This window comes from Bifidobacterium sp. SO1 (assembly GCF_018555335.1).
Classification (GTDB): domain Bacteria; phylum Actinomycetota; class Actinomycetes; order Actinomycetales; family Bifidobacteriaceae; genus Bifidobacterium; species Bifidobacterium simiiventris.
Genome location: NZ_JAFEJR010000002.1, coordinates 157,170 through 172,677, shown reverse-complemented (window position 1 = coordinate 172,677; position 15,508 = coordinate 157,170). Strand labels below are relative to the sequence as shown.

The window sequence follows — 15,508 nt, the reverse complement described above, 5'->3', positions numbered from 1 at the left end:
ATGGATGCGGTGAGTCACGCCGTCGTCACATTTTGACGCCGCCTGCTGCGATTCCGGATTTCCAGTACCGCTGCGAGAAGATGAACACGAGAATCAGCGGAACCAACGATACGAAGGAGCCGACGAGGGTCAGGGTTCCCAGCTGCGCCACTGAAGTGGACTGCTTGTTCCAGTCGACTAGGCCGACTGCGAGTGGGTACAGTTTGGGGTCGTCGAGGATCATCATCGGCAGCATGTAGTTGTTCCAGCTTCCCATGAAGGTGAACAGGAACACCGTGGTCAGGCCGACTCGCATCATCGGCATCACGATCTGGAAGAAGGTTCGGATCTCTCCTGCGCCGTCGACGCGTGCGGCTTCGATGATCTCCATCGGTACGGAGGCCTGCACCGTGAGCCATGAGAACATCACGCCGAACGGGTATACCAGCGCCGGAAGGATCACGCCCAGGATGTTGTTGTTCAGTCCCATGCGCACCAGCTGTAGGTACAGGGGCTGGGTCAATGCCGCACCCGGGACGAGGAAGCTGACCATCACCGCGCCGAGGATGATCTTGCGTCCCCGGAACTGGTATACGGCGAGTCCGTAGCCGCACATGGCGGACACCAGCACGGTGAGCAGGGAGCCGACCACCGAGTAGAGGATCGAGTTCGCGATCCATCGCAGGTAGACGCCGTTCTGATAGGCGAACAGCGCTCCGATGTTCTCGAAGAGGCGGAATTTGGCGAACGCGAAGCTTGGTGTGGTGTACAGGTCGCCGGCGCTCTTCGTGGAGGCGACGAACAGCCAGCAGACAGGGACGACGAAGTAGATGAACGCGACCGCGAACAGCAGCATCGTCAGGATGCGCGCCCATCCGTGGGACAGGACGATACGTTGACCGGAGCGGATTTTCAGACCTTGGCGGGCGACGGCCGGTCGTGTGACGGCGCTCATGCTTTCTCCTCCCACTTACGTTGTGCCAGATTGATGACCCCGGACAGAACGAAGGCCACCAAGGCCACGATGACGGACATCGCGGAGCCCAGGCTTTGGTTCTTCTGTGCGAACGCCGTATTGACGATGGACATCAGCGGCGTGAAATCCGAGGAGACGTTGCTGGTGACGGTGCGCAACACGGTGGGTTCGTTGAACAGTTGGATGGTGCCGATGATCGACAGGAACAGGGTCACGATCAGCGTGGGCATGATCATCGGGATCTTGATGGACCAGGCGATGCGCGCCTCGCTGGCTCCGTCGATGCGTGCCGCCTCGTAGATGTCCTGCGGGATCGCCTGCAATGCCGAATAGATCATGACCATGTTGACGCCCACATAACACCATGTGGTGATGTTGGCGGTCGACCACAGCACCGAGCCCGGAGCGAGGAAGTTCACGTCGAGGCCGATTCCGCGCAGTCCCTTGACGATCGGGCTGACGCCGGGCTGGTACAGGAAGCCCCACAGCAGGGCGGCGATGACCGCGGGCACCGCGTACGGGATGAACAGGACGATCTGCGCCGTTTTCTTGAACCGGACAAGCGTCGAGTCGATCAGCAACGCGAACAGCAACGCCAGTCCGAGCATGAGCGGGACCTGCACGACGCCGAACAGCAGCACCCTTCCGAATCCGGACATGAACTGCTTGTCCTGCAATGCGGCCTGGTAGTTGCTGAGTCCGACGAATACTGAGGTCTTCGTTCCGCCGAAGCCAAGGCCGGAACGTTTGACGGTGAACAGCGAGCTCCACACCGCCACCAGGAGCGGCGAGAGCAGGAACAGTACGAATGCGACGGCGAACGGGGCGACGAAGAAGTAGGGGGCCAGCCCCGGCCCGCGCCGCTTGCCGCGGCGCGAACCTTGAATTGAGGTGGTTGCGGCGCTCATTTGACGTTCAATCCCTTATCCGATGCGGCCTTGCGCATTGCGGCGGCGGCCTGCGTCACCACATCGCTCATGGTGTCCTGCTTGTTGCCCACCTTGGCGAAGCCGTCCTTGAGGGCGGTCAGTCCGGCATCGACCTGCGGGCCGGTGGAACCCTTCACCGAATTCTTCGCGGCCTTGACGAACTCGGCGCCGGGAGCCTGACCGCCCCAGTAGGCGCTGGCCTTGTTCAGGGTCTTGTTCTCCAGTCCGGCCTTGGCCGCGGGGAACAGGCCGCCCTTTTCGATGAGGATGTCAAGGGACTTCTCGTCGGAGTTCAGCCAGGTGATGAACTTGCTGGCCTCCGCAGGATGCTTGCTGGTGACCGGAATGGTGTTCAGGCCACCGCCGACGTTGCTTGAAGGACCGTTGCCGCTGTCGGACGGGCTCTGCGTCACGGCCCACTTGCCGGCGAGTTTCGGAGCGTTCTCCTCGATGATCACCGGGAACCATGCCTGATAGTTGAAGGAGGCGATGGTGCCGTCGTTGACCGCAGACCAGAAATCAGGCGTCCACATGTCCACGATCTTGACCAGGCCTTCGTCGATCAGCGTCTGGTACCGTTTGGCCACGGTCTGGGAGGCCTGGCTGTCGAGCATCACCTTCCACGTGTCGTTGTCCACGTCGTACAACGTGCCTCCTTCCTGATAGAAGTCCTGAATGAACAGGCTGGCCTCGTTGGGGGTGAACGCGGTGATGTACACGTCCGGATTGGCCGCGTGGAGCTTGCGCGCCGCATCCAGGTATTCGTCCCATGTCTTCGGCACCGCGATGCCGTATTGTTCGAAGATGTCCTTGCGGTACATCAGCGCCGCCGGACAGGAGTCCTGGGGCACGCCGTAGACGCCGTCCCCGAACACGCCGGATTTCCAATCGGATTCGGTGAAGAGGCCGGACTTGTCCCCGACATACTTGGAGATGTCCTGCACCTGTTGCTCGATGACCAGATCGACCAGCGCGTCGCCTGAGACCTGAAGGATGTCGCTGGCGACTCCGGCGTCGATCTGCGAGGAGTAGTTCTTCATGGCGTCGTTGGCAATGCGCTTGAATTCGACTTGGATGTCCGGGTTTTCTTTGTTCCACAGCGCGACGGCGTCTTCGATGTGGGGAACCCATCCGGAGAAGGTCAGCTTGACCGGGCCGGAGGACGTGGCTTTCTCGCCGCTGCCGGTCGATGCCGATCCGCATCCCGAGACGAGCAGCATGGATGCCGCCGAGGCCAGGGCGATCGAGGCCTTTGCGATCTTGCCGAAATGAGTGTTCATGATGGTGCCTTTCTCCTGATTGATGAACACGGCCGCCTTCCTCGGCTGCCGCTTGTCTGGTTATCGGGAACCGCTTCGACGTGGTTCCCGTTTGCCGAAGCCGTATCGGCTTCTGGCGGGCCCCATATCGTCATACGTGCATGGGATATGGGGAGATTGCTATTGCCTAGTGCTGCCAGTTCCTCCGATCTCGTCGATGTGAGGATTGTCTGGATGCTTGTTCAGTGGAACCGTCATTTCGAGCGATCCCTCCACGGTCACCGGTTTCGCGGCGTTGCGGCTGACGGCGACCATCAGGTCGCGCCGGCGACCGGCGGTGATACGGCAGAAGACCGTATGCTCGTCCCAGTTGAGATCGACGCGCAATCCGCCTCTCGCGCGCAGCCCGTGAGCGTGCCCGCCGCCCCACTCCATAGGCCATGCGGGAAGCAGATGCAGCACGCCGTCATGGCTTTGCAGCAGCATCTCGCATACCGCGGCTGTAAAACCGAGGTTGCCGTCGATCTGGAACGGCGGATGCGCACATAGCAGGCTGGGGTAGATCCCTCCTCCGTGTATGGAGGTTGCCGTGTTCGCGTCAACCACGTGGCAGAACATGGCGATGGCCTGTTTTGTCCGTGAAGCATCCCTTAGCCGCGCCCACATCATCAAACGCCATGCCAGGCTCCAGCCCGACCCGTATTCCCCGCGCGATTCCAGCGATCGCCGTGCCGCATTGAACAACGCCCGCTGGTCCGCGGTGATGCCATTGCCTGGATGCAGTTCATAGAGATGCGACAGATGCCGGTGATGGGGATCCACGGCTTCAAAGGGGCCGTTCCATTCCATGATCCGTCCGACGCCGTCCACTTGCACGGGAACCAGAGAACCCAAGGCGGTCGCGATGCGCGACACGGTCTCCCGGTCGGCGTCGTTCAGCCGGCCGTGCAGTATTCCCGCAGCCTCGACGACATCCCGGAACAGGTTCCTTGCTATGGCCAGCGTGTTTTCGCTGTACATCGCCACCGACGCCTGCCGGCCGTCATCCCAGAACAGGTTTTCCGGTGATGTGGCCGGGCACAGAGCGAGACCATCGGGGGTCTGTCGTAGGGATTGCAACACGAATCGAGCGCTGTTCACCAGTACCGGCCAAATATCCAGCAGGTAGTCAACGTCCTGCGTGAACAGGTAGTCCTCGTACAGGTTCCTGCACATCCACGCCTGCCCCAACGGCCAGAACGACCAAGAGGGATCGCCTTTCGCCGGCGAACACTTGCGCCAGATATCGATGTTGTGGAACACCGCCGAACCGCCGAGACCGAAAACCCGGGATGCGACCCGTCCTCCGGTGCTCAGCAGCTCGTGGTTCATCCGGACCAACGGTTCGATCAGCTCGTGCAGGTCGCACGGACCGGTCAGCCAATAGTTCATTTCGACATTGATGTTGGCGGTATACTCGCACAGCCATGGCGGCACGACGCGATCGTTCCATATCCCCTGCAGATTGGCCGGCTGCGAGCCGGGCCGGGAGCAGGATATGGCCAGATAGCGTCCGAAGTCGAACAGCACGGCGCTTAGTACCGGGAGCGTTTCATCTGAGATGCCGCGGCCGAGCAGACGATCGACGTGCACCCGCTCATCCGTCGCTATGCCGTCGTCGCGCAGAGTGCCCGGCACATGGAAACCAATGGATACCCGGTCGAACAACATCCGGTAATCCCGTTCATGTTCCACCAGCGCGGCATGATATGAACGCCGGGGCATCTCGCCCATCCGTTCGGTCAGCCGGGAGGCCACCTGTTCCTGCGAACGTTCCGGCTGAACGTCGAATCCACGGAACCCGGAACAGGACGAGAACGTCAACGTCAGCATGGTCACCTGCTCGCAACGCAATCCGTCGGCCGTGGCGACGACCATACCGTCCTTGACGGCCACCGACCCGCCTCCGGCATAGGCCATGCCCACTCCCTGTGAGCTCGGCTCCCACGGATGCTCGCCGGCCTGTCCTGCGTCCATGCCTCCGACGTTCAATCCGGGGCACTGGCCGTACAGCATGTAGCCTTTTCGTCCGTCGCTCTCGTCCGAGATCGTGGCGAACGGCGTGAAGTCCCAGTCGCACCGCCGCAGGAACCCGTCCGCCGCCGTGATCGTGCAGGAAAACGGTATGGACGATTCCACCCGGTAGACGAGCAGGTCTGCCGGCGTGGAGCAGAACACGCGCATGCGACGCTCATGTTTGCCGTAATCCGCCCGTGCGCCGGCGACGGCGCTGGACATGTCCAGCTCGCGCGTGAACGTCCTGGCCGTTCCTGCAGGGGAGAAGGAGATTCGCAGTGTGCCGAACGGCTCGTACATCTGGACATCCTCCTGCAGATCAGTGCGGGAGCGGATCGTCTCCGTGGCTTCGGCATACCGTCCCTGGGTCGCGTACCTCCGTGCAAGATCCACGATCCTGCGATCCAAACGAATCTGATCGTCGTGCGGATAGCCGGACCATAGCGTGTCGTCGTTCAGATACAGAACGTCGGCCTGGGGTGTGGAACATACCATCGCTCCCATACGGCCGTTGCCGATCGGTATGCCGTCGACCCAGTCGTCGGACGGACTGTCATAGATCAGTTTCATGGTCAACCTCCATCATTGGCATGGCTGATGCGATGTTCCGGCCCGTATCGTCATGAACCGGAGCAAAAAACGTCGTTGAAAGACAGCAGGCGGCTAATTCGCGCCTTCGGCCACCGGTTTGAACTCCTGCTCGACGACAGGTTCGGCGGCTGTGCTGAAATACACGGTATAGCGCTGCTTCGCCCCCACCGCATACAGGGGAACCAGATCGACAGGCCCCGAACCAGTGGACAGCGTATACAGAACGTTGCTGTTATTGCGCCGCGTCCTCGATGACTCGTCCGGCATGACGCGTCGGCATCGGCCGTCAAGATCTTCGGGAGGGAGGGGACCGATACCGATCGCGGTTCCCAGACCGGCGAGCAGGACATCGCCGCATAGCAGCGAGATCCTGCTCGGATCTCCCGCCAACGGTTCCCCGCGCAACGCCTCGCGCAATCCGATCCGGATCACATCGCCATCACGGAAGACGCGCATCACACTGATGAACCCGTGATCGTATTCGATGGACGATGCGGCCGGGTCGCCGTTCCTGTCCAGAACCGTCACGGAGCGCACCATGTCGGCTCGCAGCAGCAGCCTCGCATGTCGCGGCATGGTCTGCGCGGATTCCTCATGCACTTCGATGTCGGCCGACAGCGACATCGGATACACGGTCCGCAAATCGAACGTCAGGCCACGTTCCCGCCAGTTCAACCGGGATGCGATGAACGACGAAAGCACGATATCGTCGGAATCGACGCCCTTGAACCAGATGTCCTTCTGCAGGTCGGAGCCGCCTTCCACGCCCGTGCCGGTACAGCACCAGAACGAGTCGTCCGGGGTGCTGAACACCTTGTACACGGCCCCGCCCATCGGCTGATGATACTGGGACAGCCCGGTTGATGGGCTCATGCAGTTGAGCACGGCGTCGAATTTCAGCCGGGCGAGATGCGCGAGGAGGTCAGGGTCGCCGTTCCACGAGAACAGTGCGGAAACGATCGATTCCGTGTTGTGCCCGTTGCAGGATTCGCTTTCCCCGCCGGTCAGCGCGTCATGCAGGTCGCCGGCTGCTCCCCAGTGTTCGGCTTTGGACGATACCCCGGAAACGGAGTAGTGCGTGGCCTTTGAACTGTTCGATCCGTTCGCGAACGTCCGTGTGCGCAGGAACCGGTAGAAATGCTCCGCGGCGTCACGGTATCTCGTCTCTCCGGTGATCTCATACCGGCGCATCATGGCCATGACCATCGGCAGATGCGTGTTGGCGTGCAGATCCTCGAGCACATCATGGCCGTTGGCGAGATTGCCGGCGAAATACTCGCGATCGAACAGCTCGGCGGTATGCAGGATGGACTCGTCGCCGGCCATGGTGTACAGCGTGTATAGCACGTCGCCGATGCCGCCGTACTCGTTGACCGGGTTGAGCCGTGTGGGATGCAGGATGTTGTCGATCTTCCAGAAGCCAAGCCGGTCGAAACGACGGCCGATGTAATGCGCGAGACCCACCGCCAGATCCAGCGCGTCTCCGTTGCCGGCGTAGCGGGAGGCGTCCACCAGGCCCTGCATGATCTTGTGCAGCGTATAGTAGGGCGCCCACACTCCCTGGAACTCCTGCTCTTCAAGCCGTTCCAGATCGGATTCGGGGAACGCGCTGAGATAACCGTCCTCATGCGCGCATTGCTTCATGACGGCCACGATTCCATCGACCTTGCCATGCAGCAGTTCGCGTTCCCGAGCACTGTTGTTGCCGTCGACGCAGAACCTTGATGCGGCGGACAGAAAATGCCCCACGAAATGACCCCGCAGACCGCAATCCGGAGCCTCCCAACCGCCAAGGGGAATCGCCTCACTCGCCAGCCCGGCGTTGATGCGGAACGTATGCATCAGCCGATCGACATCGAAACCGAGTACATAGCGTTTCACCAGTTCCTGGCGGCGTAGAAACTCACCATCCAGCAACGTCACCTGATCGATGGGGAACGCCTCATACGTCTTGATGGACATCTCATGCTCCTTTCGATCCTCTACGACTCGTTGTACGGAACGTGACACCCTTTCATTCCTTGGAAGGATGCCGTTTAACCAAGTAATTTCAGTGTAATGCGCATGTTATGGTCGCAATATGGAACAATGGTGTCATATTCCGACTTCGTTAATATCGGCAATGAGGATGGCGACCATGACCGTCTACGAGATCGATCTGAACAACCCCATTCGGTATTTCATCGCCGGCGAATTCACCAGCCGGCCCGGATGGACCCATGCTCGGTATGATCATGGCTCGGACTTCGAGCTCATCATCGGCATCTCCGGTCATTTCGACCTCGCGTACCGCGCCAACGACGATCAGACCCACGAACGGCATGTGCGAGTGACGCCTTCCTCCTGCGTTCTGCTGCCTCCCGACATCACGGTATGGGGCACCGGAAGAACCGGCGAGAACGTGGACTTCCTGTGGATCCACTTTCTAGCGGACTGGAAACCGCGCGGAACAGGCCAGACCGCCGCGACGGTGCCTTCCCCCGCCCCCGTGCTGCAGGAGACGCTGCAGCGCATGCAACGCAAGGAATACTGTCCCGAAATCAACGACATCTGCCTCATCCCGGAACGGTTCACGATATACAACATGAAACGCGTGCTGGTGGCCGCCCGCATGGTACTGTCCTGCGCCAACTCCTACCGGTACACGCAACGGGAGAACGACCTGCTGACCTCGGCACTGCTCATCGAGTTAAGCGACGACTACCTTCACTCCCTCGCCAAAACGAAGACGGACAATACCAGGACCACGCCGATCATCGAATGGATCCGAACGAACATGTCGTCCAAGCTGACGGTTTCGACGGTGGCCGACCATTTCGTCATGAACCCCGACTATCTCAACCGCCTATTCAAACGCGAACACGGAACGACCATGCGCGACTACCTCATCGACCTGCGCATCGAAACCGCAAAGGCATTGCTGGTCCACACGAAACTGCCCATCGATACCGTCGCGAAATACTCATACTTCAACGACAGGAAGAACTTCATGAAGCAGTTCAAAAAACGCACCTCATTAACCCCCACAGACTTCCGTACGGCATTCGCACACACATATGGCAACACCCCATTCATAGATCCGGCTCTGCCAGTTCCCCACGACGTCGGAGAGCTCATGAAGGCAGCAGATCTTAACAAGACTCAACATTGAAACAATGCGATATCGACATGCCATTTTACCGGCACACCGGTAAAACAAGCCCGCTCATGGGCAATCAACCACTCACAGCAGATGCTATCATTCACGACATACTCTCCTTCACCTGGAAGGTCAATGTGGCGGGTTCCCACTTGGCGAGAGACGTATGGAGGCCGGTGCGATCACGCATGCGATGCCGCACCGCAGCCGCAGGATTCGCGGCAGTGGAGGGAGAACGAGGCCGTCATCTGACGCGCGTCGCCGTCATATGATCCGTCGATGCGGTCGACAAGCATGTCGACGGCCTGTTCGATCATGCCGTGCATGTCCAGTTCCACGGTGCTCAGCCGCGGCACGGTGAACTCGCCCATCGTGATGCCGTCGGATCCGATGACCTTCACGTCGTCGGGCACGCGCACGCCCTCGTCGGCAAGGCCGCGGATCACGCCGAGCGCCAGCGTGTCGTTGCAGCACACCAGTCCGTCCGCGTCGAGCCGTCCGCCGCGCGCCAGTTCGCGCCCGACGTCGACACCGACGAAATACCGCCATTCGGCATCGATCATCCGTGACGGTTCGACGGCCAGTCCCGCCTCGTCCATCGCCTGCGTATACCCGTCCAGCCGTTGTTTCACCGGTTCGGTGACGCCTCCGGCGAGCCGGCGCAGCTGATCCGGCGATGCACCGACGAGCATGGGTCGGCGGCATCCGGCCTCGATCAGGTGGCGCGTCGCCGCATAGGCCATCTGCCGGTGCGGGGTGAGGATGTTGTCGAAGATTCCTGCGCCCGAATAATCGTCCAGCATGACGATCGGCCGGTTCTGGCTGAGTTTGCGGATCGCGTCGGCGGTCATGCCGCACGGGTCCAGGATCATGCCGTCGCAGGACTGGCGGTTGATCTCCCCCACCGCGTCGCGCAGCGTCTGCGGGTCCTGTTCGGTCTGCATGACGAGCGAATGGTAGCCGCGTCCGGCGCAGACGTGCTTGACGTGCGTGACCATTTTCGCGTAGATCGTCGAAACGTCGAGGCCGCGCACGACCAGTTCGATCACGCCGGTCTTGCCGTAGCGCAGACTGCGCGCGGCCATGTTGGTGGCATAGCCGAGTTCGTGCGCGGCCATGCGCACGCGTTCCTCGGTCCATTTCGACACGTGCTTGCCGCCGCGCAGCGTGTAGGAGACGGTCGCGGGAGACACTCCGGCGCGCTCCGCCACATCCTTGAGCGTGACCATGATTGGCTCCTTTTTCGCAGAATCATCGGGAGGGAATGTCGTCGGGCATGTTCGTCGTTCCGGTACACGCCCGTATTTTACACGTGTGCCCACCTTCCCGAACGGGGTCAGCGGGCACAGGCACATAGCCGAACGATTGACCGGACCAGCCGCCGATCATCATCGCCGTTGCGAATCAGCCGACGATATCAAGATCGCTCGCGTTGCCGGTCACGGTGATGTTGGCATCCGCCAGCGTCGTGCACGGCCTGCCGTCGCGCCGCATGTTCACGATGCGGATGTCCCGCACCGGGTGTTCGGCATCGTAGCCGCCGATCAGCGACGGCTCCTCGTCGCCGGCGGTCACCGTGCCGGTCGTCACGTCCACGTCTTCGATGCGGACGTGTTCGATCAGACGGCCGGGCGCGGGATTGTAGTCCTTGTTCCACTTGGTCTCGATGTCGAGCACGCGGCCGTGGGTGATGCGTTCGATGCGGATGCCGCGCCACGTGACGTCGCGCACGGTGTTCTTGTCGCCCGCGTTGATGGCCATCACGCCCAGGTAGTTGGCCTGGTATTCGTTGTGTTCGAGCACGTCCATGTTCTCGAAACTGATGTGTTCGAGCACGTCGCCGTCGTGTTCGTGGTCGCCGTGCGTGCCGATCATCATCGGGTGCGCCACGTCGGCCCACAGCGTGCAGCCGTGCGCGTGGACGTTGCGCGAGTCGCCGCGATACTGCCAGCGCGAGCCGTACACGGCGATGCAGTCGTCGGAGGTGCGCAGGAAGCAGCCGTCGATCTCCACGTCCTCACAGGCCATCATGTCGATGCCGTCCGACCAACCTTCGCAGCTGAACGACTTGAGGTTGCGGATCGTCACGCTCTGCGACTTGCCGAGGAACACCGAGTAGTGCGGTGGGTTGATGAGCACGAGGCCCTCGACCGTCACGTCGCGGCTGAAGCCGATGACGATGCCGTTCGTGCCGGCGTACCGTTTGAAGTCGTTGAGGTAGAGCACGCCGGAGCCGTGCACGTGCACGTCCTCGGCATGCTCGATGATCAGCGAGCCTTCGACCACCGCGCCGCCCGCGAATACGACGTCGGTGTGCGAGGGGATGCGCCACGTGCCGTCGGCGATGTAATGGTAGCCGGGTTCGATGAGCACAGTCGCGCGCGGCCTGCCGGACGCGAGTACCGCCTCGATCTCCTGGTTGATCTCGTAGTAGCTCAGCGTGGACGGCTTCTCGAGCGAACCGTGCACGGTCACGTCGGCCGTCTCGCGTTCTGGCTTCAACGGGCCTGCGAACAGGTGCAGGTTGCGCACGCGGTTGCGGTTGATCTCGACGCTCAGGTTGGCGGGCTTGTCGAGCGTGAACACGAGCCGGTTGCGGCCGACGATGTGCGGTTCGACGCCGCGCGAGAGCGGCCGAATGTCGGCACGGTACATCTCATACCAGCCGTTGACGACGACTTCGACCTCGACGCGGCCGTTGAAGTCGAAATAGCACATCGACGATTCGCGCGGGTCGTGCATGTCGACGCGCACGCGGTAGACCGGCACGGTCCGCCAGCCGGATTCATCGGCGTCGTCGAACGATGCCGGCTCCTGGCAGATCGGACGCACGCGCACCGTGTATTCGTCGCGCAATACGGCCAGCGCCGGTGCCGGGTACACGCGCACGCCGTTGCCAAGCTGCTGCATGGTCATAACATCAACCTTTCCTTGCGGCTTCCATCGTCGGACGGAAGCCGCGTCACATCACTTGAGGCTGCCGACGGTGACGCCGGACTTCCAGTAGCGCTGCAGGGAAATCATCAGGATCACGACCGGGATCATCGAGATGAACGCGCCGGTGAGCACGAGGATCGTCAGATCGTACTGCGAATCCGTGCCGCGGGCGATCCACGACTGCAGTCCGAGCATGACGGTCCACTTGTGGTAGTCCTTCAGGAAGATCATCGGCCACATGAACGAGTTCCAGTTGCCGACGAACGACAGCAGGAAGATCGTGGCGGCCGGGGTGACGAGCAGTCGCGAGGAGATCTGGAAGAAGATGCGGTATTCGCCCGCGCCGTCGACGCGCGCCGCCTCCATGAGTTCGGTCGGAACCGAACCTTCGGCGTACACCTTGGCGAGGTACACGTTCATCGGCGTGAACATGCCCGGCAGCAGCATGACCCACCAGGTGTCGTACAGGCCGACCTTGTTGAACAGGACGAACGACGGGACCGTCAGCAACGTGCCCGGAATGAGGAACGAGATGATGATCAGTCCCATGATCAGGCCACGCGTGTGGAACTTGTACTTGGCGAGGCCGTATCCGGCGGTCACGGTGATGATCGTCACGCCGGCAGAGCACACGAGCGAGATCCAGATGGTGTTCCACAGCCACTGGCCGTAGATGCCGTCCTGATAGGTGAACAGGTCGTGCAGGTTCTTGAACAGGTTGAAGTTCTCGGCGAACCACAGGCCGTTGGTGGTGTACAGCTGCTGCTTGTTCTTGGTGACGGAGACGATGAGCCACCACAGCGGGCCCACCGCGTAGACGGTGAGGATGATGAGGACGGCGAGCACGCCCCACTTGGACGCGCCCTTGGCCTGGTTGGCGGTCGATTCGCCGACCTCGTTGTTTGCGCGGCGCTTGTCGCGGTTGAACAGCGACTTCTTGGTGCCCGAAGCTTGTTGCGTTGCGGCGCTCATGTCAGTTCTCCCGATTCTGCAGCTTGTAGATGATGGCGGACGCGATGCCCATGATCACGGCGAGGACGATCGACAGGGCGGTCGCGTAGTTGAGGTTGCCGACCTGGAACGCCTGGTTGTAGATCATCATGGCCGGGGTGAAGTCCTTGGTGATGGTCTGCGGGCTGACGGAGCGGAACAGGAACGGCTGGTCGAACAGCTGGACCGTGGCGATGATGTTGAGCATGGTGGTCAGCGCGACAGAGGTGAGCATGTACGGGACCTTGATGGAGACGGCGATGCGCAGCTCGGAGGCGCCGTCGAGTCGCGCCGCCTCGATGATCTCGCCGGGGATGGCCTGCAGCGAGCCGTACATGATGAGCATATTGAAGCCGAGTCCGCCCCAGATGGCCATCTGGCCGATGGAGCTCCAGACCATGCCCGAGGAGAAGAAGTTGACGTTCAGGCCGAACATCTTGAAGAACGGGGTGAGCGGGCCGACGGACGGGCTGTACAGGTAGATCCAGATCGTGGTGGCCACAATGCCCGGGGTCATGTACGGCAGCAGCAGGAAGATGCGGAAGCGGCTCGCCATCTTCTTGCTCGACGCGTCGATGAGCAGCGCGATGGCCATCGACAGCAGCTGGGTGAGCGGCACGACGATGACCGCGTACAGGGCGACGCGGCCGAGGCCGGTCCAGAACGTGGCGTCCTTGATGGCTTCGGCGAAGTTCTGGAGGCCCACGAACTTGGTGGTGGCCTCGCCCAGACCCAGGCCGGACTTCTGCTTGGAATAGAGCGAGACCTGCAGTGCCATCGCCACGGGGATGATCACGAAGAAAATGAAGCCGGCCAGGAACGGCCAGGTGAACGAGGCGCCTTTGAGCGCCTCGAGCGTACGCCAGGAAATATGCCGGCCGCCGTTGGCGCTTTGCTTCGGCTTGGTTGGCGCGGATTTCGCGTTCGACATCTGCATTGCTCCTTATCACAACCAGAATGAAACGAATGGGGATGATGTTGCGTACTTCGCGTACGTATGGCCGCAGCCGGTCATGGCAAGGCCGCAGCAGCAGGAGAATCATGCCGCTGCGGCCTGTGTTCATGATGACCGGGAACCGGTCGGAGGGATTCGGTCAGGTATGCGATGGCCGATGGTCGGTCGGAATCAGTCGACCTTGTAGTTGATGCCCTTGGACTTGAGGTCCTTGGCGACGAAGTCCTGCGTGTTCTTCAGGGCCTCCTTGACGGTGATCTGGCCGTTGACGGCCTTGCCCCACTGGTCCTGCAGTTCCGGGAACCAAGCGTCGTAGTTCGGGCCGAGGTTGAAGCCACCCATGACGTCCTTGGTCGCGGTGTTGATGATGTCGACCGCGTCGTCCGGGTTGGAGTAGAAGCCTTCGGGGATGTTGGCCTTGACGTACTTGGTCAGGTCGCCGGACAGGCCGGACGGCAGCGGCACGGTGTTGGACGCCTTGTCGCGGCCGGCTTCGATGCCCTCATCGGAGTTGATGTACTTCTCCCACTTCATGACGGCGTCCTGATGCGCCTTGTCGGTGCCCTTCGGCACGAAGTCGACCTGGCTGACGATGCCCGGGACCTTAGCGGTGCCGTCGATCTCCGGGTAGGCGGAGATCTGCCACTTGCCGGAGGTGCTCGGCATGTTGGTCTTGAAGTTCGGGACGGACCAGTACTGGGTGGTCATGAACGCGAGCTTGCCGGAATCGAAGAACTTGTACAGCGAGCCGGTGTCGGTCCAGGTCTCATTGGAGACCATCTTGCCGTCGATCATCTGCTGGATGATGCCCGCGGCCTTGACGGTGCCGTCGTCGAGGAAGTTGACCTTCCAGCTGTCGCCGTCGATGGAGAACCACTGGGCGCCGGCCTCCTGGGCGAGCTGCATGAGCACGGACGGGTCCTCGCCGGCGAGGTTGAAGATCTTGACGCCGTCGGCGTTGGCCTTCTTGCCGAGGGCGAGCAGGTCGTCCCAGGTCTTCGGGGCCTCGACGCCGTACTTGGAGAGCACGTCGGTGTTGGAGATGCTGTACTGGCCGGCAGGAGCGACCGGGATGCCGTAGTACTTGCCGTTGAGTTCGGCGTTCTTCTTGGCGCCGTCGGAGAAGATGCCGAGGATCGGCTGGATGGAGTCGGTGATGTCCTCGGCCCAGCCGTTGGCGACGTTGGTGGTGAGCGGCGCGAAGCCCTGCACGAGGTCGGGCAGGCTCTTCTTGGCCTCGAAGGCGTTGCGGAAGTTCTGCTGCTGGGCGGTGTTGGACGCCTGCAGGACGACCTTGACCTTGACCTCGTTCTGGGACTTGTTGAACGCCTCGGCCTGCTGCTGGCCGGTAGTGCTCCAGGTCCACACCTCGATTTCAACCGGGCCGTTGGACTTCGCGGCGCTGTCGCTGCCGGAGTCGTTGCTCGATCCGCAGGCAGCCACACCGGTCATGGTCGCCACGGCGACGATACCGGCGGCGATCTTCTTGATCGACTTCATAGGCTTCATGATTTGCCTTTCTATATACATCCACCCGCTTCGGCGGATGCCCTTTTCCTTACGTTACGAATTTCATAACGTCATGAATTTCATAACGCTATGAATATAGCTCTTGACACGATTCAAGTCAATTTCACGACACGCCGATACCTTGGAATCATTAAGGATACTCGATTCAATAAATCATGTCACAATATC

Annotated in this window: 11 protein-coding genes; 1 reads left to right on the top strand and 10 read right to left on the bottom strand. The window is 61.3% G+C overall.

Annotation, left to right across the window (positions count from 1 at the left end):
• Positions 1-25: 25 nt before the first annotated feature.
• The 5 genes from JS541_RS02850 to JS541_RS02830 all read right to left on the bottom strand — a co-directional run bounded on the left by JS541_RS02850 (position 26) and on the right by JS541_RS02830 (position 7,751).
• Entirely contained in the window at positions 26-934 is a 909-nt protein-coding gene (locus JS541_RS02850) for a carbohydrate ABC transporter permease (RefSeq protein ID WP_214372950.1), read from the bottom strand.
• A complete protein-coding gene (locus tag JS541_RS02845; protein WP_214372948.1) occupies positions 931-1,863 on the bottom strand; it encodes a sugar ABC transporter permease in 933 nt (310 codons plus the stop codon). Before JS541_RS02845 ends, JS541_RS02850 begins: the two co-directional genes overlap by 4 nt.
• Complete coding sequence (locus JS541_RS02840) at positions 1,860-3,164, bottom strand: extracellular solute-binding protein (protein WP_214372946.1); 1,305 nt, start codon at positions 3,162-3,164, stop codon at positions 1,860-1,862. Before JS541_RS02840 ends, JS541_RS02845 begins: the two co-directional genes overlap by 4 nt.
• 159 nt (positions 3,165-3,323) lie before the next feature.
• Positions 3,324-5,768 (bottom strand): glycoside hydrolase N-terminal domain-containing protein, encoded by a 2,445-nt coding sequence (locus JS541_RS02835; RefSeq protein ID WP_214372944.1) that lies wholly within the window; start codon positions 5,766-5,768, stop codon positions 3,324-3,326.
• A gap of 93 nt (positions 5,769-5,861) precedes the next feature.
• Positions 5,862-7,751 (bottom strand): beta-L-arabinofuranosidase domain-containing protein, encoded by a 1,890-nt coding sequence (locus JS541_RS02830; RefSeq protein ID WP_214372942.1) that lies wholly within the window; start codon positions 7,749-7,751, stop codon positions 5,862-5,864.
• 175 nt (positions 7,752-7,926) lie between these two features.
• Between JS541_RS02830 and JS541_RS02825 the strand changes: the two genes are divergently transcribed.
• Positions 7,927-8,940 carry an AraC family transcriptional regulator gene (locus tag JS541_RS02825; protein ID WP_214372941.1) on the top strand — a complete coding sequence of 338 codons (1,014 nt, stop codon included), beginning with the start codon at positions 7,927-7,929 and terminating at the stop codon, positions 8,938-8,940.
• A 170-nt stretch (positions 8,941-9,110) separates the two neighbouring features.
• Here JS541_RS02825 and JS541_RS02820 read toward each other — a convergent pair whose 3' ends face one another.
• The 5 genes from JS541_RS02820 to JS541_RS02800 all read right to left on the bottom strand — a co-directional run bounded on the left by JS541_RS02820 (position 9,111) and on the right by JS541_RS02800 (position 15,319).
• Positions 9,111-10,157, bottom strand: coding sequence for a LacI family DNA-binding transcriptional regulator (locus tag JS541_RS02820; protein WP_214372939.1), 1,047 nt, complete (start codon positions 10,155-10,157; stop codon positions 9,111-9,113).
• Positions 10,158-10,332: 175 nt separating this feature from the next.
• A complete protein-coding gene (locus JS541_RS02815) occupies positions 10,333-11,844 on the bottom strand; it encodes a glycosyl hydrolase family 28 protein (RefSeq protein ID WP_214372937.1) in 1,512 nt (503 codons plus the stop codon).
• A 51-nt stretch (positions 11,845-11,895) separates the two neighbouring features.
• Positions 11,896-12,837 carry a carbohydrate ABC transporter permease gene (locus JS541_RS02810; protein ID WP_214372935.1) on the bottom strand — a complete coding sequence of 314 codons (942 nt, stop codon included), beginning with the start codon at positions 12,835-12,837 and terminating at the stop codon, positions 11,896-11,898.
• A 1-nt stretch (position 12,838) separates the two neighbouring features.
• Entirely contained in the window at positions 12,839-13,786 is a 948-nt protein-coding gene (locus JS541_RS02805; protein ID WP_214372934.1) for a sugar ABC transporter permease, read from the bottom strand.
• A 195-nt stretch (positions 13,787-13,981) separates the two neighbouring features.
• A complete protein-coding gene (locus tag JS541_RS02800) occupies positions 13,982-15,319 on the bottom strand; it encodes an extracellular solute-binding protein (protein WP_214372933.1) in 1,338 nt (445 codons plus the stop codon).
• Positions 15,320-15,508 lie beyond the last annotated feature (189 nt).